Here is a 19,818-nt window from a genome sequence, read left to right on the forward strand (position 1 = left end):
CGCGACCCATCACAGGAGAGCTCTCATGCGCAATACCGCCAGGCTGGCAGCCATGCTGCTGGTTTCACTCATCACCGCCACCGCGGGCCATGCTCGTTCGGCCTACGCGCCCGATAACGAGAATCTGGCCGTCGCGACCTTTGCCGGCGGCTGTTTCTGGTGTGTCGAGGAAGGATTCGAGAAGATACCCGGCGTGGTGGAAGCCGTTTCCGGCTACAGCGGCGGCAAGGAAACCAACCCCAGCTACGAACAGGTCTCCGCGGGCCAGACCGGTCACACGGAGGCGGTGCAGGTGTACTACGATCCCGCGGTAATCACCTACGAAGGCCTGGTAGAAGGCTTCTGGCGTTTCATGGACCCGACCGACAGCGCCGGACAATTCGTCGACCGTGGTCGCCAGTACCGCCCGGCCATTTTCTACCATTCACCGGAACAGCAACGCACAGCGCAGGCATCGCGCGATGCGTTGCAGGCATCCGGACGCTACGACGAACCGGTTGTGATTGAAATCACGCCATTCACAACGTTCTACGATGCCGAAGCCTATCATCAGGACTACGCCAGCAAGAATCCGCTGCGCTACAAGTTCTACACCTTCAACTCCGGCCGCTATCAATTCATTGACCGGGTGTGGGGCAACGACCAGACGCTGGATTTCTCGCGTTTCCAGCCCACCACAAACAGTGAAGGCAAACAGGCCGGCTTCGATCCCGCAACGTTCACGCGCCCGTCGGACGCCGCCTTGCGACAGCAGCTGAGCGCAGAACAGTTTCGCGTGGCGCGCGAGGACGGTACCGAGCGCGCCTTCAACAACCCCTACTGGGATGAGAAACGTGCCGGGATCTATGTCGACATCGTTTCCGGCGAACCGCTGTTCTCCTCTCGGGACAAGTACGTTTCGGGAACCGGTTGGCCGAGCTTTACCCAACCCATCACGCGCGACAGCGTTGTTGAGAGAGATGACAGCCGTTTTTTCATCGCGCGCACCGAGATACGCAGCCGCCATGCCGACTCACACCTCGGTCATGTATTTGACGATGGCCCCGCACCGAGTGGCCTGCGTTACTGTATGAACTCGGCGGCCATGCGCTTTATTCCGCTTGAGGACATGGCCGCGCAAGGCTACGGCGACTATATTGCCGCCGTTACCGGCGAGGGCTGACCCAAGCAATGGCGCAGCGCCAACCCCAGCCGCCCCTGGGCAGCACGTCGCCCACGAGCTACCACCGGCTGCCCTGGGCGCTCTGCACCGCCATCATCCTGCTGCAGTGCGGTTTCTGGGCGGCCGGTGTCAGCGGAGGGCTGTGGAAAGCTGTGCTGGCCGCGCTGGAAATGGCACTGCTCGGTGGCTTACTGTGGAACGGCTGGCGCATTCGCAGGTGGGTATACCGCACCAGCAGCGCGCAAGCGCGCTCGCGTTCGGTCGCCGACCTGGCGGTTCTCGGGGTGGGGGTCTGCTTGCTCGGCGATGCCGTAAACCGCAATGTACCCGCGCGTTTCTACAGCTATGACACCGTTGTGCAGCACAGCTACCTGGCGGATTCCGTCTGGTTCTTTTTCCCCGGCTATGCCTTGCTGATCGCCGCCGTGTGGCTCGCCACTGCAGGCCGCGTTAGCCCCGTGTGGCGGGCGCTGTCATTGGCCGTGGCCGCTGCCGGTGGCGGCTTCGCGTTCAGTCAGGTGCTGCTGCCCGGCACTGCGGCCTATATCGCCTGGGTGACTGGCGCCTATTCGGTCCTGATTGCACTCATGTTGCCCTGTGCGCTCTGGATCTGGCTGGCGTTTGGCCGCAGCGGCCGCTGGGTGGCGCTTGGTGCGGCATTGGCCACAGCAGCCGATGGCCTGATCGGCCAGTTCTGGCTCTACGGCAATGGTTACTACCCGGGTATCGCCTACGCCAACTTCATGCTCTACTTTGTTTCCCAGGCCCTGCTGCAGCAGTTGCCGCTGCTGGCTCAGAACTCGTATTCCAGTACCCCGCGGAGGGTGTAGTCTGCCGTGGTGGCATCCAGCCCCCACACCACACCCGCTTCCCAACGCAGCGCCTGACGGCTGCCCAAACGGGCCACGCCCTGCAGCATCGGGCCGAGTGCCCGGGTATCCTCGCCCAGGTACAACTCAAGCGCTGGCTCGATTAAGGGGGAATGTCGGTAGCGTGCCTGCAAAGCGGCGGCGGTTTCGAACTCGTCTTCGATATCGTCACCCCATTCGTAGATCACACCGAGATTGGCGGTTGCGCTGAAGCGACCCAGCTCGCGCTCAAGCAACAGTGTGGTCGCGTACTCCCAGATTTCTTCGTGCCGGTATTTTTCCAGTTCGAACAGCACGCCGTAATCGAGCAGGAATTCACCCTGCTCCGAGAGTTGCCACAGCGCCTCCAACTCCCAGGCGTCAACGCTGAAGGCACTATCACTGCCTTCGCGCCCTATGAGGTAAGCCTCGGCAAACAGAAACTCCGACACCGCCCGTCCCAGACCCACGCGATGTGTCGCCTGACGCGATTCGACGCTGGAAGGCGCGTTGTACGCCTGCACGGTACGCCACTCCAGCTCCCACTCAAGCTGCTCTACATAGGGGTGATAAACCTTGTCCACAACGCTGCCATCCGCCAGCACACCGGCAGACAATGACATGCCCATCACCAGAGATATTCCCCAGCGCTTAATCCTGAACTGCATGCTTCACCCTCCCCATACGGCCCCACCAAAGCGCAATACCCGCCAGCAGCAGACAGCCCAGGTAAAGGCTCACCTGCAGCGGACCGGGGGTCGCTTCGTACCCCAGTACCGCATACAGCAATTCGCCCACAAACGACTGTTCACTGAGCAGTGCAGAGCTGTCCCACAGCGGGGACTGGTCCGGCAGCCAATCGACTTGTTCCAGCAGCATCGTGGCCTGCATGATCATTCCTGCGCCGATCAGTGCCAACGTGGCGCAACAGCCCGGTAGCGCCCAGCGCTGGGGCATGGCACGCAAGGCGCCATAGACCAGTACGCCAGCGCTGATACCGATCCCCATGCCCAGTGCACTACCCGCCCACACGGCAGCGGCGTGTTCGCCGAGTGCAGCAAAGGCGCGCACATAGATATGAATCTCGGCGCATTCGCGCACAATGGCGCAGGTGATTGCCAGGGTCATCAACACGGTCAGCCATTGCCGTCGCCCCTCAGCGCTGCAAGCGAGCACAAGAATAGGCAGCAACAGCAGGTACACGCCGGCTTGCAGACTGGCGTTGAGCACTTCCTGGCCAGCACCGTCCAGAGCATCGGTAATCACTGCCAGAAACGAGGCGTACAGCGCCACACCAACGGCTGCCAGCGGCAGCGCCAACCAGAGCCAGCGCTGTCCCAAATGTATCCTGCGCGCCAGCGCCAACAGTGCACTGACCAGTACCGCTGCCTCGAGCACCTCGCGCAAAACGATCACCACCGAATTAAGAAACACGATGACGCCTCATTCAACCACCACCCTGCCCTGCGCTGTGCGCGGGTTGAACTCGCCAAAAAACGGGTAGACACCCGGAGTGAGGGGTCCGATGAAAATATTGGCCTTGTTGCCGCCGAGAATGACTTTTTCGCGATTGAGCTCGTAACTCTCGAACTCCTCAGGGGTTGCGTCGCGGTTGTACACCACGAGCTTCACCTTGGTATTGGCAGGAATGCTGATTTCCTCTGGAATGAAAAGATGATCGCGTATCTCCAACTCAATGACCGGTGTTGCTGCCTGCGCCGCATTGAGCATCAGCAGACACAAGGTCACAGAGAGGTATCGGCAGAAGGCACTCACACGGACACCGCAGTGTTGGGAAAGCGCACGACAACCGCCAAACCGCTATCCAGCGGGCTGTCCGCAAGCTGCACCTGCGCACCGTGCAACTGCACAATATGCTGGGTGATGGCCAGCCCAAGCCCGGCGCCTGATACGTCTTCACCTGCCCGTGCACCCACCCGGTAAAAACGCTCAAACACACGCTGCCGCTCGCCGGATGGGATCCCGGGGCCGCTATCGGCCACTTCAAGTGTTGGCGTGCCATCACGGTCGCCAGCAAATACCGTAATTTCACCACCCGCCGGGGTATATTTACGTGCGTTATCGAGCAGGTTGCGGAGAAGAATGGCGAGCATTGTTTCATCACCCTGCATCGTCGCAGGCTCGCCCTGCAGGGAGAGCGACTGCTGACGCGCCTCGAATGCCGGCCACAATTCTGCCGTTACCCGCTGTGCCAATGTGTGCAGGTCAATGGTGTGAAAGTTTGCCGTGATCAATTCCGGCTGTGTGCGCGCAAGGTCCAGCAGCTGTTCGACCAGGTGATGCATGCGTTCGATGCCCTCGTTGGCGTGCTGCAGGGCACTGCTTCCCGCGGGAACCTCGCTTTCCAGATTGTGTAGATGAATCTTCAGCGCGCTGATGGGCGTGCGCAACTCATGCGCCGCATGGGAAGCGAAATGTTTTTCCCGCTGCAGTGCAGCTGCCAGGCGCAGCAGAAGCCCATTGGTAGAGCTGATCACCTGATGCAGCTCGGCCGGCGGATCCGCGTAGTCCAGGGGCGCCAGGTCATCACTCGCCTTGCGATTGATCTGCGCACTGAGTTCGCGCAGAGGCGCAAGGCCCCAACCCACCAGCACCCAGATCAGCAGCGCCGCTACCGGTAGCCAGAGCAGCAGGGGGATGACCGACTCGAGCACAACGCTCTCCGCCAGGGTGTGGCGAACATCCGCGCGCTCGGCCACCATTCCCCAGCGCTGCCCGCCCATCGAAACGGTCAGGGTGCGCCAGCGAAAGCCGCCGAAATTGGCATAGCGATAGCCCTCCTCGAACGCGGTAATAGGCAACTCCGGTGCCGCAGCCGAGCGCAATACGGGGTGTTCAGCGTCCCATATCTGGAAAACGAACCCCTCCACGCCGCCGCCCAACGTCTGCCCCCTGCTTTCACTGCCACCCAGGCCAACGAGAATTTCCGCTGAATATTGCAGCTGCGCATCCAGCAGCGCTTCCGCCTTGTCCATACTCGCGCGATAGCCGTTCAGCGCCGCAACAAAGGACACCAGCGTGAATGCGGCAACCAGCATGGTAACCAGCGAGCGACGAATGGACTTCATTGCCGTGGCACGGTGTAACCAATACCCCGTACGGTCTTGATAAAGTCGTCCGGGAGCTTCTTGCGCAAGTGGTGGATATGCACCTCCAATGCGTTGCTGCTGACTTCTTCGCCCCAACTGTACAGCCGCCCCTCCAGCGCTTCACGAGTCAGCACTTTACCCACACTTTCCATCAGCGCTTTCAGCAGCATATACTCGCGACGCGGCAGGTCGACCGGTTGTGCGCCGATCAATACCGTATGTGCAGCCGTATCGAGCGCAACAGCGCCAACCGTGAGGCAGCTGTTAGCAGCAGCGCTGGACAGACGTCGCTCAATCACCCGCAAGCGGGCGGCAAGCTCCTTTACGTCAAACGGCTTGGCCATGTAGTCATCGGCGCCGCGATCCAGTCCGCGCACTTTATCCTCGGCACCGTCGCGCGCGGTCAACAACAACACCGGCAGGCTTCGATTCGTTTCACGCAGCGCACTCAGTACCTGCAAGCCGTCCATGTCGGGGAGGCCGAGATCAAGCACTACCATGTCGGGCGGCTCGGCCCGTACTGCAGCCAGGGCATGAGCCCCGCAAGCGACATGATTTACGGCAAAGCCTTCACGGCTTAACGCCGCCTGCAGGCCTGCCGCGAGTGATCTGTCGTCTTCAACCAGAAGGATACGCATGGGCTTAGTCTACTCGCCGCTTCCCTTGCCAGCCAGCGTATGACGCCTGATCACCGGCAACTGTTTCACCAGTGATTTCTCTACCAGAGAAGGGAACAGACCATTGAGTTTAATGAAAAAGCGCTCAGGCCAACCGATGAAGCGCAGGCCACGGCCCGAGTGCAAGAGCGCCAACAATTCCCTGGCTACGCGCTCCGGTTCATCCACCGCAGTACCCAGCTCCGCGTTCATCGCGGCCGTGGGCCCGGCATTCATCTCCGTTGCCGTGGCCCTGGGTGCCAGGTAATGCAGGGTGACCCCAGAGCCGGACAGCTCCCGACGCAATGCCTCGGTGAGCCCGCGCAAGCCGAACTTGCTGGCGCTATAGGCGGCGTACCCTGGAAAACCGATGCTGCCAAATGCCGAACCGACATTGACGACCCAGCCACCGCGCGCCTGCAGAATGGGCAATAATCCCTGCACCAGAAGCATCGGTACCATCAGGTTGAGTTCCAGCGTCTGACGCCACTGGGCTTCAGTCTGCTCGGCAAACAAACCGAAGTGATTCACCCCGGCATTATTGATCAGCCCGTCCGCTTCCTGCCCTGCCGCGATCACGGCTGCGCGGCCCTCATCGCTGGCAAGGTCCGCCACCACGATGCGATGTCCTTCACCGGGAAGCGTCTTGCTCAAGGTGTCCAGCACCTCGCCATTGCGTGACACCAGAACCAGCGCCGCGCCCGCTTGTGCCAGCGCCCATGCCGATGCCTGGCCGATACCACCCGCCGCGCCCGTCAGTACAATGCGTTTGCCTGCAACACCCATAGCGCCCCCTACGCCGCCAGACGCTGTGCCTGATCGGCGCTGACGCTGCGGAACACATCCGCGTATAGATGATAGAAAATTCTGGCGCAGTGCATGATCTGGCGCTGATCTTCAGGCGGCTCAATACGATTCATCAGGTTTTCAAAGAACTGCACGTGCTCAATATCCAGCGCACCATGGGAGCGCAGATAGCTGAACGCCTTGCGCGGCAGGCCGGTCGACGCCGCGATGGCATCTGCAGCGCTGTCGGCGACACGAATGGATGTACCCTCAAGCACGTGGACCATGCCGAAGAACCCCACCGGATTGACTCTATCAATCACATGGTAGGCGTAGGCCACCATCAACTCTGTGGCACGGTTGGGCGTGCTCAGGCGGGCGCGGTCGCGGTCGTAGCCACAGGCCTCGATGTCATTCAGAATCCATTCCTGGTGGCCGATCTCTTCTTCGACGTACTCGGCAAGCGCCGTGCGCAACCACTCCTTTTCCGACGGCATGCGCGAGCCGGCAGCCATCAGCAGGGGCACCGTGTGGCGTACGTGATGGTAGGCCTGTACCAGAAATGCGACATAGCGCTCAGTGGTCAATTGCCCCCCCAGTGCATCCTGCACGAGCGGGGTGGCAACAAGCGCCTCCCGCTCGTCGCTGGTGCTGTGCTGCAGGGTTTGGAAAAAACCATTGCCTGATGTGTTCATGGTGCCAAGCACTCCTTTTCGGGTAAATAACACTGGGCAAGACGCGCCGCAAAGTGCTCCGCAATGCGTGTCCGGCGGGGACGCCCATTTTCCGTCAGCAATCCGTTATCCGCAGACAACGGGGCCGCCAGGCGGATCCAATCCTGCACGCGGGCGTAGTCCGGTAGGGCTGCATTCGCCGCCTCGATACTTGCGTTGATCTGGGCGTTACTGATGTCCTGGCGCGCAGGGTAAACGAGCGCCACGCAAAATGGACGAGCGTCACCCAGTACCACAGCCTGCAACAGACAACCGTCGGCAAGCAGCTCGCTTTCCACCCATTCCGGGGAAATATTGCGTCCATAGCTGCTGATCAGCAGATGTTTGCGCCGACCGGATACCGTCAGGAAGCCCTCGGCATCCAGCTGGCCGAGGTCACCCGTTGCCACCGGCCCTGACGCCCAGCTCGCAGGGTCGCCCAGATAACCCAGAAAGCGATTACCGTCGACCATGAGTTCACCGTCTCGCACGCTGACCTTGACATGCGGCAGGACGCGACCACTGCTGCCCGCGCGATCCGCAGCCGGTGTGTTGAGGCTGACCACTGAGGCACATTCAGACAATCCATAGCCCTCGTACACCGGCAGCCCCCCCTCGCGCACGCGCTGCAGCAGTTCGGGTGCGACCCGCGCACCGCCCACGGCGACAAACGCCAGTGCAGGAGGAGGCTGCCAACCGGCGCGCAAGCCCTGGTCAAACAGCGTAAGCAATTGTGGAATCACAATGAGCGTGTGCGGGTTCCATCGCGATATGGCTGACAACAGTCGCTCTGCATCGGCACCCGAGCTGCCCAGCAGCCCCAACTCACTGGGCGCAGGCAGGATGATGCTGCCACCTGCGAGCAAGGGCATATAGACGCCGGCAATATTCTCCAACAGCGTGCTCAGCGGCAGGATCGACAAGTGACGGGGCGCTGACAGCCCGACGGCAGCCTGCAGCGACTGCGCCACGCGCAAGCACTGTTGCGTCGAGAGGCAAACGCCCTTGGGGTTACCAGTGGAACCGGAAGTAAAGGTAATTTTCGACGTATCTGACGGAATCGCGCCACCGGCGCTCGCGGCAAGGGGCACCAAACTCAAGCCGGGGAACAGTTCTTCGTGACGGCCTGCTATAGCTACCCCCGACAGTGGGTCACGTAGCCCGGCACTGACCACAATCGCCTCAGCGCCGGACGCCTCCAGCACATGCGCACGCTGGCTGGCACTGAAAAATGTGGGCACCGGCACCAGGCAAACACCCGCCACTTGTGCAGCGAGATCAATGCGAACCCAGTTGGGCGCATTGTCTGCCAGCAGGGCGAGCCGCCGGACACCCTGCGCACGTAACGCGCCTGCCAATTGCTCCACGTCATGCCAGAGAGCCGCCGCGCTCACCGTCTCACACCCGTCATGCAGCACGGTGGACTGGGGCTGCTGCGCCGCGCGGTGGGCCAGTGCTGCGGTGAGCACGTTCACCCGGCGTGGTTCCGGATAGTGGAGGCAAGGGACGATATCATGGCCGCATGGCGCTCAAGCTCAGCGGCCATCGCCGGACGCGCGCACGCCTGCTGGTGGGTGAGCAGCATATCGCCGATCATGACCTGCGGGTCACCCTCGTAATAGCGACCCCAGTCTTGCGCCGCGCCACCCAGACGTTCCGGTCGGGCCGGAGCCACGGCCTGCGGCGTAAAACCGCTGCGGCGGATAGACAGCCGCACCGCTCGATTGGCGGCGAAAACCAGATAGCGGATACCGGCCTCATGAATTGCAGCAGTGACCAATAAATACAGTAAAGCGCCCTGCCCCGGCGCGGAGGCGGCCAGATTACCCAGCTCCAGAATATCGCCGCGACAACTGGCACCGCCGTGCAGCGTATCCACAGCAGCGGTGACTGGCACATCCAGGTACTGCTCGCAAAACAGGGCGCCGTGGTTGCCGCTGCGCAGACCGAGTGCGGCAAGCAGGGTCCCTTCCCGCTCCAGGCTGCAAAGCAGGGGCAGAAACGACAGCACACGTGCATCCCAGGCTGCCTGGAACACACTGGAGATATAACGCTCGATACGCTCACGCCGGCGATCAAGCCCCTCACAGGCATGCAGCGCGAACGGTTCTGTCACCGGCGCGGTGGCCTGCAGTACCGTCAGTGTGCCGCCGCCCAGGGCGTTATGCAGAGAAGCTGTCACGGGCCTACCTCACAATGCTTTCGATGAAAGGCAGTGTGGGGTACGAAACTTAGAGAAAACTTAACACATGGAAGATTTCTCTACTCCAGGACAGCCCTAGTGTCGCTTGCGCCGTCGCTGCGGCTTGGTTACCGCCGCCGGGGTTTTAGGATAGCGCGGCAACTTGCCACCCGAGAGGTAGCGATGTATCGACTCCTGTGAGCGAATCATGGCGGCTTTTGCGCGCCGCGGCACATAATCGTTCACCTGATGCTGGTCGATGATGCGCGCCTTGACGTTGTCGTACCACTGCTGATCGAGAATATCCTGCAATACCCGCTGTGCCGCCGGATCACGGATGGGGCACAGCACCTCAACCCGGTAGTCGAGATTGCGCGTCATGAGGTCGGCGGAGCCCAGCAGGTAGCGAGGATTGCCGCGGTTGTAGAACACGTAGGCACGAGGATGCTCCAGGAAACGGTCGACAATGCTGATCGCTTCGATATTCTCGGAAATCCCGCGCACACCCGGCAGCAGTGAGCACATGCCGCGAATAATCAGCTTGATCTCTACGCCCGCATCGGACGCCTCATACAGTTTCATCACCAACTGGTTGTCGACCAGGTTATTGCACTTGAGGGTCATCTCTGCGCGGTAACCGGCACGCGCGTTGGCAATTTCCTGCTCTATAAGATGCATGAGGCCAGGCCGCGTACTGTGGGGCGACACCAGCAGGGTTCGGTAGCGCGGGCGCTTGTAGGTGAACTGCAGGAAGTCAAACACATCGTAGATATCGCGGCCGATATTCTGGTCGTAGGTCAGCAGGGTGAAGTCGGTGTACAGGCGGGCCGTCTTCTCGTTGAAATTGCCCGTGCCGATATGACTGTAATAGCGCACCTGACCCTCTTCACGGCGCTCAATGAGTAGCAGCTTGCTGTGCACCTTGAGGCCGGGGATACCAAAAATCACATCGATACCGTTCTCAGTCAAACGCTGTGCCCAGCTGATGTTCGCAGCTTCGTCAAAGCGTGCCGCCAGTTCCACCACGGCGAGTACGCGCTTGCCGTTCTGCACGGCATTGACCAGTGCATCAATTACGCGGGAGACCTTGGCAACCCGGTACAAACAGATCTTGATGGTCGACACGGTGGGATCCAGTGCGGCCGTCTTGAGCAAATCGATAATGTAATCGAATGGGTGGTAAGGGTAGTAAAGGAACACGTCCCGTTCGCGAATATTGTCGAACAGGCTGCCCGGCTCATCCAGGCGCGGCAGGCGAATGGGCGGCAGGGGGCGGAATTCGAGGTACTTCGGTCCGACGTTGGGAAAGGACATGAAGTCCTTGGAATTGTGATAACGCCCGCCTGGAATCAGGCTGTCGTATTTACCAAATCCGAAGCGCGAGCAGAGGTAGTCCAGCAACCGCTGTGGCATAGCGGCGTCGTAGACAAAGCGCACCGCCTCCGCCTTGCGCCGTTGTTTGAGGCTGGTCTCCATTTTGTCGATCAGGCTCTCGGTGATACCCGGGTCGATTTCCAGCTCGGCATCGCGCGAAAATTTAAAGCAGTAGGCCGCCGTTTCGTCGATATGGAACACGCCACGAAACATCTGCGGCAGGCAGAAGCGGATGACATTGTCGAGCGCGATAAACACCTTGCCCGCACGGCCCTTGCGCTTGGGTATCTGCACGAACCGGTCCAGCCGGTCCGTGGGGACTTCCACCACCGCGTAGTTGTAGTCCTCACCCGAGCGGATATCCAGCGCCAGATAGATGGACTCATCGTTCAGTGCCGGAATCGCCTGCCCATCACGCAACAAAATGGGCTCCAGTTCCGGCAACACCGTGCGGGTGAAATAAGCCTGCACGAACGCTGCCTGCCCCGCGTCCAGCTGGCGTTCGTTGACCATGTAGATCTGGCGTGCCCGCAAATCGCGCAGCACTGTGTTGTAGGTCTTCTCGAAGTGCTTCTGCAGTTCCACTACCCGCTTGACGATGGCGGCGAGCAGGTCCTTGGCGCGCTGTTTGGAGGCGGCATCGGAAACGGTTATCAGCCGGCGCACCTCCGCCACACGCACGCGGAAAAATTCATCCATGTTGTTGGAAAAAATACCCAGGTAACGCAGCCGCTCGATGACCGGCACCGTTTCATCAGCCGCTTCCTGCAACACCCGCGCATTAAAGGACAGCCAGCTGATTTCCCGCGGAATGAACAGGTTCTCGTCGAGATCCGCCAGCCGTCTCTGCAGGGAATTGTGGGGGTCCGCCATGTCGTCACCTGCCCGCAGGCAGCCTCAATAAAAGGTGCCAGTCTAGCGCGCCCGCAAGCGCAGTAAAGCCGCTTTGTAGGCACTGTTGATGAAACTTTTATGACAGCTGTTCAGGCGTAGAACCAGTAGGCCACAACGATTGCAGCCACAATGCCCGCAGCGTCCGCGGCAAGCCCACAGCCCAGGGCGTGACGCGCGCGACGGATGCCCACCGCACCAAAGTAGACAGCCAGGGTATAAAACGTGGTTTCAGTGGAGCCCTGCAGCGTGGCGGCCAGGCGCCCCTGGAAGGAATCGACGCCGAAGGTGTTCATGGTATCGATCATCATGGCGCGCGCCCCGGAGCCGGACAGTGGCTTCATCAAGGCCGTCGGCATCGCATCTACCCACAGCGTATCCATGCCCAGTGCGTCCACCCCACTCCGCAGCAGCGTCAGCACCTGGTCGAGGGCACCGCTGGCGCGGAACACGCCAATCGCCACCAGCATGGCCAGCAGGTAGGGGATGATGCCGATCGCCGTCTCGAAGCCCTGCTTGGCGCCCTCGATAAACGTGTCGTACACATTCACCGCGCGCCTGTGCGCCACGAGCAGAAACAGCATGATCAGGCTCACAATCAGCAGGTTGCTGATGAGACTGGACTGACGTTGCAATTCCTCCGCACCGAGCGTGGAAAACCAGCCCACCAGTGCCAGCAGCACGGCAAAGGCACCGCCGAGAAAGCCCAGTACGATGGTGTCACGCAGGCGAATACGCTGCACCCACGCGGTGACCAGCAACCCGGCCAGGGTCGAACAGCTGGTCGCGATCAGAATGGGAATGAAGACAGCCGCCGGATCTGTCGCGCCCATCTGCGCGCGGTAGAGCAGAATGGTCACCGGAAACAGGGTTACCGACGACGTATTCAGGACCAGGAAAAGAATCTGCGCGTTGGTCGCCACATCCGGCTGCGGGTTCAGGGTTTGCAGGTCTTTCATGGCCTTGATACCCAGCGGCGTGGCGGCGTTGTCCAGCCCCAGAATATTCGCCGAGAGGTTGAGTGTCATGGAAGAAATGGCCGGGTGACCGCGCGGCACCTCCGGCATCAGCCGCGTGAACAGCGGCGAGAGCAAACGCGCCAGACGATCGACCAGGCCGGATGCCTCACCCACGGCGACCACGCCCAGCCAGAACGCCATCAGGCCGATCAGGCCGATAGCCAGTTCCACCGCCAGCCCCGCCATGTCGAACAGGCTGGAAACCATGCGCTGGAACACAGCCGCATCGCCAGCCACCAGCCATTGCACCAGCGCCGCCAGGAAAGCGAGCAGGAAAAACCCGAGCCAGATACGGTGCAGCATCAGGTGGGATACCGCGCGAGAAAATCCAGCACCCGCTGCGCGGTGGGCTCAGGATGCTCCAGCGGAAACAGGTGCCCCCCGGGCACGCTGTGCAGCTCTGCCTGCGGTTGCAGGCATGCCCAGCGCTGCAGCCCGGCCGCCGACAGAATGTCCGAGTGTTCGCCGCGCAAGCCCAGTGTGGGCAGGCGCAAGCCCAACAGCCGCGGCCACACCAGCGGCAGCGAGGAATAAACGGCGGCCTCCCAGGCCGGGGAGTAAGCAAGCTCCCAATCACCCTCTGGCGCTTTGCGTACCCCGGCGCGCATGTAGTCCCACAGCACCTCGTCGGACAAGCCACTGTAGGCGCGTTTTCCGCGGTGGAACGCGTAGGCCTCCTCCACACTGGGGAAACGGCCGGGACGGCCCAGCGCGCGGCGCACCATGGGAATTTTCCGCAGGCGGCGCGGAGGCGTCAGGTTCAGCCCCAAAGCGAGGCGTGTGGGCATGAATACGGGGTCCAGCAGCACCAGGCCACGGAACAACTGCGGGCGCTTGCGCGCCGCCAACATGGCCACCACGGCACCCAGGGAGTGCCCCATCATCCACACCGGCTCCGTGAAACCGCGCTCCAGCGTGTGAATGAGGTCATCGGCAAACAGCCGCCAGTTGGCGCGCGCGGGAGCCGGTTCACGCGACCACAGCGGCCGGTGACGGTAGCCACTCACGGCATAGTGTTCGGCGAGCGGTGCCAGCAGGCGCCGGTAACTGCCCGGGGGATAACCGTTGGCGTGCGCAAAAACCAGTGCGTCGCCGCGGCCGCCGAACGATTCCAACCTTTCCTGCATGCTGTATTTCGCCTCCCAACCATCGCCTCAAAGCGGCTTCGCCGTGGTGGCGCCAGCCTAATGTAAAACCGCGCGCTTGTCCTGCTCTGCACTGCGACTTACCATGGCGGCCTGCATATACACAGGGAGTTGCCAATGAAAACCCGCGCCGCCGTTGCCTTTGCCGCTGGCAAGCCACTGGAAGTGATTGACGTCGACCTGGAGGGCCCGCAAGCGGGCGAAGTACTGGTGGAAATGATGGCCACCGGTATCTGCCACACCGATGCTTTCACGCTGTCCGGTGATGACCCCGAAGGCGCATTCCCTGCCATTCTTGGCCACGAGGGCGCCGGTATCGTGCGCGAGGTGGGTGCCGGTGTGAAATCGGTAAAGCCAGGGGACCACGTTATCCCGCTTTACACCCCCGAGTGCCGGGAATGCAATTTCTGCCTGCATCCGAAAACCAACCTCTGCCAGGCGATTCGGGAAACCCAGGGCCGCGGAGTAATGCCCGATGGCAACAGCCGTTTTTCGCTCGACGGCCAGCCCCTGCTGCACTACATGGGTTGCTCCACCTTTTCCAACTTCAGCGTCATGCCCGAAATCGCTGTTGCCAAGGTGCGCGAGGATGCCCCCTTCGACAAGATCTGCTACATCGGCTGCGGTGTCACCACCGGCGTTGGCGCCGTGGTCTATCGCGCCAAAGTCGAGCCCGGCAGCAATGTGGTGGTGTTCGGTCTGGGTGGGATCGGCCTGAACGTTCTGCAGGGGGCACGCATGGTGGGTGCCAATCGCATCATTGGCGTGGACCTCAACCCCGAGCGGGAAGCGCTGGGGCGCAAGTTTGGTATGACCGACTTCATCAACCCGAAACAGGTCGCCAATGTGGTGGAGGCCATTGTCGAGCTCACCGGCGGCGGCGCCGACTACAGCTTCGAGTGCATCGGCAACGTCGACGTCATGCGTCAGGCGCTGGAGTGCTGTCACAAGGGATGGGGCGAGTCCTACATTATCGGTGTTGCCGGCGCGGGCAAGGAGATCGCCACGCGGCCCTTCCAGCTGGTGACCGGCCGCTCCTGGCACGGCGTTGCCTTTGGTGGCGCGCGCGGCCGTACGGATGTGCCGCAAATCGTTGACTGGTACATGGACGGCAAAATCAACATCGACGACCTGATCACCCACACCATGCCGCTGGACGACATCAACCGCGGCTTCGACCTGATGCACGGCGGTGAGAGCATCCGCTCGGTCGTGGTGTACTGAGGTACGGAGAGACAACAGTGGAGATTATTGCCGAACACCGCACTTTTGAGGGTCGCCAGTTGCGCTTTGAGCATCAGTCGACAACCCTTGCCTGCAGCATGCAGGGTGCCATTTACCTGCCGCCTCAGGCCGAGCACGGTCCGGTGCCGGTGCTCTACTGGTTATCCGGTCTCACCTGCACGGATGAGAACTTCATCCACAAAGCCGGTGCCCAGCGCTACGCGGCTGAGCATGGGCTGGCCATCGTCTGCCCCGATACCAGCCCGCGCGGCGACGACGTGCCGGATGACCCGGAGGGTGCCTGGGATTTCGGCCTCGGCGCCGGCTTCTACGTCAATGCCACACAGGCGCCATGGCAACAGCACTACCGGATGTACGACTATGTCGACCGGGAACTGCCGGCGCTGGTGGCGGCGAATTTCCCCGTGCAGGCCGAACGCTGCGCGGTTGCCGGCCATTCCATGGGCGGCCACGGCGCGCTGGTGCTGGCGCTGCGTAACCCTGGGCGCTTTGCCTCGGTGTCAGCGTTTGCCCCTATTGTGGCGCCCACACAGTGCCCCTGGGGAGAAAAAGCCTTCAGTCACTACCTCGGGCCGGACCGCGACAGCTGGGCACAGTACGACAGCTGCGCGCTGATTCGCGCCGGCGCGGCACAACTGCCGATGCTGGTCGACCAGGGTGAGGCAGACAACTTCCTCGAACAGCAGCTGAAAACCTCACTGCTGGAGGCGGCCTGCGCTGACCGCGGCTTCAAGGCTACGATACGTCGCCAGCCGGACTACGACCACAGCTACTACTTCATCGCTTCATTTATCGGTGAACATATCGCCTTCCACGCCGCGGCACTCGCCGCGTCGTAATTGCCGCTTCAATGCGCGGCGGCAGGATACAGCAGGCTGGTCCAGCTGCGACGTTCGAACGGCTTCCAGCCGTCCACTGGCTGTGACAGGCGGTCGGCCACCAGGTACCAGATAGCCGGATTAAAGGTCATACCACAGTGGCTGCCGCGCACCTCGATGTTCTGCGTCAGTGCATGCCCGGCACGCTGCAACGTCGTCTGCCAGTTCACCACCCCGTCTCCGCGACTGTATATTGCCGTGGTGGGCACAGGGGGAGCGACATGCAGGATACCCTGGTCAATCGGCAGGTCCTCCGGCGGATTGAGGGCACTGAACAGGCGCGCAGGATAGGAGGCAATCATGCGCCCCTCTCCGAACGGGCTACCCAGGGAAATCACCTGCCGCACCCGCTCGGGAAAGGCGCGCGCCAGTTCACGTGCAAAAATGCCGCCGAGACTGTGGCCAATGAGGGAAATGGGGCCGTCATACCGCTCGGCGAGAAAGGTTATGCGCTCCTCGAGGCTTTCCAGCACCCCTTCACGCGGACCCAGATTGCGGCCGAGCCCCCAGCCGTGTACGGCGTAACCCAGCTTGGTGAGGTAGCGGCGAAAACCCGCGTTGTACCCATCGGCCCCGAGAAACCCGGGCAGGACCATCACCGGATGACCATCGCCGCGCGGCGCTTTATCCAGCAACCGGCGGCTGAGCCCCAGGGTCACTGCTTCCATTGCGGCGCGGTGTGCCTCGGTCAGCGCCAGCAGGGCGTGAGGTGGCGGCACCACCGGCTCAAGCACCAGCGGAGCGCCGCCGTCAAAGGTTTCCATCGCCGTCATGCCATCCACCTCTCGCCAGCGCCCGTGAGCGGGACTACTTGCGTAAAAAGAATTACCGGAGGCAGGATAGCGTATCCCTCCGGGGCGGGGGAAGCCCCGGCAAGGACGACCTAGAGGCGCGATATTTCCCGGTCGAGCTCGTACTGCCGGGAGGTCACATAGCTTTCCATCGCCTCCACACGGCGCAGGGCGGCGTCGAGGCGTTCGCGGGCACGGCGCAAGCGCACGGGGCCTGGTTCGCTGTAGCGGAAGACCTTGCGCGGGCGGTAGTCGTGATGCCGCTCGTCGTACTCCATATCCACCGCCGGTTCAGGGTCGTCACCGGGGCCGCCGGCGCCACCTGCCGCCCGGCCTCGCTGCTGCGGCCGGGGGGCGAGCAGCAACCATGCTCCCAGGTAGGCCCAGAGCGCCAGGGTGCCGGTAAACAATACCGCCGCGACCCACAGTAAACGCACCACCCAGTGCGCCACATCAAAATACTCCGCCAGGCCAGCACAGACGCCGGCGATACGCCGGCTGCGATTACTGCGATACAGGTTCATCCCCCAGCCAGCTTCGCGCCGCTGTCGGAATCCCCGCTCTGCCGAGCGCCAGTCGGGCCCGTGACGATTGCGATTGCGCTGATAGTTGTCACTCATTGTTGTTCTCCTCCTTACGCGGCTGGCGGCCAGACTGCTCGCGCCAGGTGCTGTGGTCTGCATCCAGAATCGTTTCCAGGGCGCCAATACGCTCGGTGAGCCGGTCGACCGTGGCCAGCAGATCTTCCAGGTCCTGCCGGTCCGCCGCATTCAGGCTCTGTGAAGAGCGGTTAACACTGCGATAGTGCATGGTGATCCAGATGGGGGCCACGATGACCAAAAATAGAATGGTTGGCACAAACATGAACTGCCAGAACTGCATGGGCGGTATCCTCGAACTGTGTGGGGAACCCGGCGAAGCCGACAAGGGCGATCATAGCAGGCATCACGCCCTGGGCTCTGTGGCGCCGGACATTTCCGCTTTCAGGCGCTGCAATTCATCGCTGATGCGTTCGTCCTCTTCCAGCGCTGCGATTTCAGCCGCGAGGTCGGGGGCAACGTCCCGGCCCACATCGAGCAGTTCCAGCTGGCTCTCGAGGTTATCGATACGCCGCTCGAAATGCTCGAAACGCTGGAACGCGGTGTCCAGGGCTTCGCGGTGCATCTGGCGCTTGACCTTGATACGTGACTCGACGGTCTGGCTGCGCATGAGGAGCGCCTGCTGACGCGCTCTGGCGTCGGAGAGCTTCTGCTGCAACTGGCCGATCTCGGTGCTGAGCTGGGCGATGTGCTCATCGGTGGCACGCAACTCAGCTTCCACCACCGCGACTTCGTCTTCAATGGCATGCTTTTCCTGCAGCGCGGCACGCGCGAGATCTTCGCGGCCCTTGTTCACCGCCAGCTTGGCCTTGCGCTCCCAGGCCTCCGCTTCTGCCTGCACCTGCTGCAAACGCCGCGCCGCCGCCTTGCGGTCCGCCAGCACCCGAGCCGAGGAACTGCGCACCTCCACCAATGTGTCCTCCATTTCCTGAATAATCAGGCGAATCATCTTCTGCGGGTCCTCCGCCTGATCCAGCAGGGCGTTGAGGTTGGAGTTAATGATGTCGCTCATCCGCGAAAAAATGCCCATGTGTCTTCTCCCCGGGCCGTGCCCGTTTGCCGTATGCCGTGACTGGCGTTTTCAGAGTTATCAATACAGGAAGCATGCCACATCACCTAACTAACTGTTTTAAATGGTAATTGTTCTGTATCGCGGAAAAAACCGACTACCAGCCATTGATTTATGCACGCAATTAACCTTTTATAGGTTTAATTAACCTTATTTGAAGGTCTTTTATACCTATGGCATCCGGCGAAGGGATAATTGGCAGTTCAAGTGCGCTGGCCCATGCGCTTGATCACATTTCGCAACTGGCGGGCATCAACCGGCCAGTGCTGGTACGCGGCGACCGCGGCACCGGCAAAGAGCTGGCCGCTGAACGGCTGCACTTCCTCTCACCGCGCTGGGCGGCGCCCTTCGTCAAGGTGAATTGCGCCGCCCTGTCCGACACCCTGCTCGACTCCGAGCTGTTTGGTCACGAAGCCGGCGCTTTTACCGGTGCAACACGGTTGCGCCAGGGCCGTTTTGAGCGGGCAGACGGGGGCACACTGTTTCTGGACGAACTGGGCACCATGCCCCTGCCCGTGCAGGAAAAACTGCTGCGGCTGGTGGAGTACGGCGAATTTGAACGCCTCGGGGGTCAGCAGACCCTGCAGGTGGATGTAAGAGTGGTGGCAGCCAGCCATGCGGACCTGCGAGCGCTGGTGGCCGAAGGGCGTTTCCGGGCCGACCTGCTGGATCGCTTGAGTTTTGACGTGGTGCACTTGCCAGCACTGTGTCAGCGCACGGAAGACATTCCTGAACTCGCCCGGCATTTTGCCTTGCTCATGTGCAAGGAGCTGGGCTGGACACTGTTTCCAGGCTTTACCGCGGCGGCGCTGGCCAGCCTGCAGGCACATGACTGGCCGGGGAATGTGCGGGAGCTGAAAAACACCGTGGAACGCTCACTGCATCGCTGGGGCAACGAAGCGAGACCCGTTGCAGAGATCGTGCTCGACCCGTTTCTGTCACCGTTTGCGCCACTGCCCGCAGCCGCTGCACCGGGCGCTCCTGCTCCCGCGAGTAGGACAAACAGCGACATCGCAACGCCCGGCATCACGGATTTCGGTGCCCGGATGCAGGCTATCGAGCGACGCTTGCTGCACCAGGCGCTCGCGGATCACGGCCATCATCAACGGCGCACGGCGGAATCACTGGGCCTCAGTTACGACCAGTTGCGCGGACTGGTGCGCAAACACAAGCTCAGCGGCCGCCGGCGGCGTTCGCGCTGAGCGCCCCAACGCCGCAGCAAACCAGTCCCATAATCGCTATAGTGTTTGCACCGTCGTGCCCGCCAAAGGCCGCTGTACATTCTGCGCTACACTACCGTACAGAATGGCACGCAACACATTGCACACCCTGTATGCACAAGGAATACAC

General features: G+C 61.8%; 21 protein-coding genes. 5 read left to right on the top strand and 16 right to left on the bottom strand.

Annotated features, from left to right (window positions below; translation table 11 throughout):
• The first annotated feature begins 25 nt into the window (after positions 1-25).
• Both msrA and EGJ68_RS12115 read left to right on the top strand, forming a co-directional pair.
• Complete coding sequence (gene msrA / locus EGJ68_RS18550; protein WP_123034757.1) at positions 26-1,162, top strand: peptide-methionine (S)-S-oxide reductase MsrA; 1,137 nt, start codon at positions 26-28, stop codon at positions 1,160-1,162.
• 8 nt (positions 1,163-1,170) lie between these two features.
• Positions 1,171-1,992 carry a hypothetical protein gene (locus tag EGJ68_RS12115; RefSeq protein ID WP_123034758.1) on the top strand — a complete coding sequence of 274 codons (822 nt, stop codon included), beginning with the start codon at positions 1,171-1,173 and terminating at the stop codon, positions 1,990-1,992.
• Here EGJ68_RS12115 and EGJ68_RS12120 read toward each other — a convergent pair.
• From EGJ68_RS12120 to EGJ68_RS12175, 12 genes are all read right to left on the bottom strand, one after another.
• Entirely contained in the window at positions 1,956-2,678 is a 723-nt protein-coding gene (locus tag EGJ68_RS12120) for a hypothetical protein (protein WP_199228017.1), read from the bottom strand. The two genes, EGJ68_RS12115 and EGJ68_RS12120, sit on opposite strands and share 37 nt — an antisense overlap.
• Positions 2,662-3,444 carry an FTR1 family protein gene (locus EGJ68_RS12125; RefSeq protein WP_123034760.1) on the bottom strand — a complete coding sequence of 261 codons (783 nt, stop codon included), beginning with the start codon at positions 3,442-3,444 and terminating at the stop codon, positions 2,662-2,664. The genes EGJ68_RS12120 and EGJ68_RS12125 overlap by 17 nt, the downstream gene beginning before the upstream one ends.
• A gap of 9 nt (positions 3,445-3,453) precedes the next feature.
• A complete protein-coding gene (locus EGJ68_RS12130; protein WP_123034761.1) occupies positions 3,454-3,759 on the bottom strand; it encodes a cupredoxin domain-containing protein in 306 nt (101 codons plus the stop codon).
• Positions 3,760-3,782: 23 nt separating this feature from the next.
• Positions 3,783-5,099 (bottom strand): sensor histidine kinase, encoded by a 1,317-nt coding sequence (locus EGJ68_RS12135; RefSeq protein ID WP_123034762.1) that lies wholly within the window; start codon positions 5,097-5,099, stop codon positions 3,783-3,785.
• Entirely contained in the window at positions 5,096-5,758 is a 663-nt protein-coding gene (locus tag EGJ68_RS12140) for a response regulator (protein ID WP_123034763.1), read from the bottom strand. Before EGJ68_RS12140 ends, EGJ68_RS12135 begins: the two co-directional genes overlap by 4 nt.
• Before the next feature lie 9 nt (positions 5,759-5,767).
• Positions 5,768-6,562, bottom strand: coding sequence for an SDR family oxidoreductase (locus tag EGJ68_RS12145; protein ID WP_123034764.1), 795 nt, complete (start codon positions 6,560-6,562; stop codon positions 5,768-5,770).
• Positions 6,563-6,570: 8 nt separating this feature from the next.
• Complete coding sequence (locus EGJ68_RS12150) at positions 6,571-7,257, bottom strand: TenA family transcriptional regulator (protein ID WP_123034765.1); 687 nt, start codon at positions 7,255-7,257, stop codon at positions 6,571-6,573.
• The gene (locus tag EGJ68_RS12155) at positions 7,254-8,750 is read right to left on the bottom strand and encodes an AMP-binding protein (protein WP_158283634.1); all 1,497 of its coding nucleotides are present in this window, start codon (positions 8,748-8,750) and stop codon (positions 7,254-7,256) included. Before EGJ68_RS12155 ends, EGJ68_RS12150 begins: the two co-directional genes overlap by 4 nt.
• Positions 8,747-9,457: a thermostable hemolysin gene (locus EGJ68_RS12160; protein WP_123034767.1), complete on the bottom strand. Its 711-nt coding sequence runs from the start codon at positions 9,455-9,457 to the stop codon at positions 8,747-8,749. Before EGJ68_RS12160 ends, EGJ68_RS12155 begins: the two co-directional genes overlap by 4 nt.
• 96 nt (positions 9,458-9,553) lie before the next feature.
• Positions 9,554-11,704 carry a polyphosphate kinase 1 gene (gene ppk1, locus EGJ68_RS12165; RefSeq protein WP_123034768.1) on the bottom strand — a complete coding sequence of 717 codons (2,151 nt, stop codon included), beginning with the start codon at positions 11,702-11,704 and terminating at the stop codon, positions 9,554-9,556.
• A 110-nt stretch (positions 11,705-11,814) separates the two neighbouring features.
• On the bottom strand, positions 11,815-13,044 hold the full coding sequence (locus EGJ68_RS12170; protein WP_123034769.1) for a nucleoside recognition domain-containing protein: 1,230 nt from the start codon (positions 13,042-13,044) through the stop codon (positions 11,815-11,817).
• A complete protein-coding gene (locus tag EGJ68_RS12175) occupies positions 13,044-13,868 on the bottom strand; it encodes an alpha/beta fold hydrolase (RefSeq protein WP_123034770.1) in 825 nt (274 codons plus the stop codon). The genes EGJ68_RS12170 and EGJ68_RS12175 overlap by 1 nt, the downstream gene beginning before the upstream one ends.
• Before the next feature lie 135 nt (positions 13,869-14,003).
• Between EGJ68_RS12175 and EGJ68_RS12180 the strand changes: the two genes are divergently transcribed.
• Entirely contained in the window at positions 14,004-15,110 is a 1,107-nt protein-coding gene (locus tag EGJ68_RS12180) for an S-(hydroxymethyl)glutathione dehydrogenase/class III alcohol dehydrogenase (protein ID WP_123034771.1), read from the top strand.
• A gap of 17 nt (positions 15,111-15,127) precedes the next feature.
• Complete coding sequence (gene fghA / locus EGJ68_RS12185) at positions 15,128-15,970, top strand: S-formylglutathione hydrolase (protein WP_123034772.1); 843 nt, start codon at positions 15,128-15,130, stop codon at positions 15,968-15,970.
• Between the two features lie 8 nt (positions 15,971-15,978).
• Here the strand turns inward: fghA and EGJ68_RS12190 are convergent, their stop codons facing one another.
• The 4 genes from EGJ68_RS12190 to pspA form a co-directional block, all read right to left on the bottom strand.
• Positions 15,979-16,782, bottom strand: coding sequence for a lipase family alpha/beta hydrolase (locus tag EGJ68_RS12190; protein WP_123034773.1), 804 nt, complete (start codon positions 16,780-16,782; stop codon positions 15,979-15,981).
• Positions 16,783-16,892: 110 nt separating this feature from the next.
• Complete coding sequence (locus tag EGJ68_RS12195) at positions 16,893-17,420, bottom strand: PspC domain-containing protein (protein WP_123034774.1); 528 nt, start codon at positions 17,418-17,420, stop codon at positions 16,893-16,895.
• Complete coding sequence (gene pspB, locus EGJ68_RS12200; protein WP_123034775.1) at positions 17,413-17,682, bottom strand: envelope stress response membrane protein PspB; 270 nt, start codon at positions 17,680-17,682, stop codon at positions 17,413-17,415. The genes EGJ68_RS12195 and pspB overlap by 8 nt, the downstream gene beginning before the upstream one ends.
• A 63-nt stretch (positions 17,683-17,745) precedes the next feature.
• The gene (pspA, locus tag EGJ68_RS12205) at positions 17,746-18,429 is read right to left on the bottom strand and encodes a phage shock protein PspA (RefSeq protein WP_123034776.1); all 684 of its coding nucleotides are present in this window, start codon (positions 18,427-18,429) and stop codon (positions 17,746-17,748) included.
• A 212-nt stretch (positions 18,430-18,641) separates the two neighbouring features.
• On the opposite strand from pspA, the gene pspF reads away from it, so the two are divergent.
• The gene (gene pspF / locus EGJ68_RS12210) at positions 18,642-19,670 is read left to right on the top strand and encodes a phage shock protein operon transcriptional activator (RefSeq protein ID WP_123034777.1); all 1,029 of its coding nucleotides are present in this window, start codon (positions 18,642-18,644) and stop codon (positions 19,668-19,670) included.
• Positions 19,671-19,818: the final 148 nt, after the last annotated feature.

Origin of the sequence: Haliea alexandrii, assembly GCF_003719295.1 — a bacterium.
In the GTDB taxonomy this organism is placed as follows: domain Bacteria; phylum Pseudomonadota; class Gammaproteobacteria; order Pseudomonadales; family Halieaceae; genus Haliea; species Haliea alexandrii.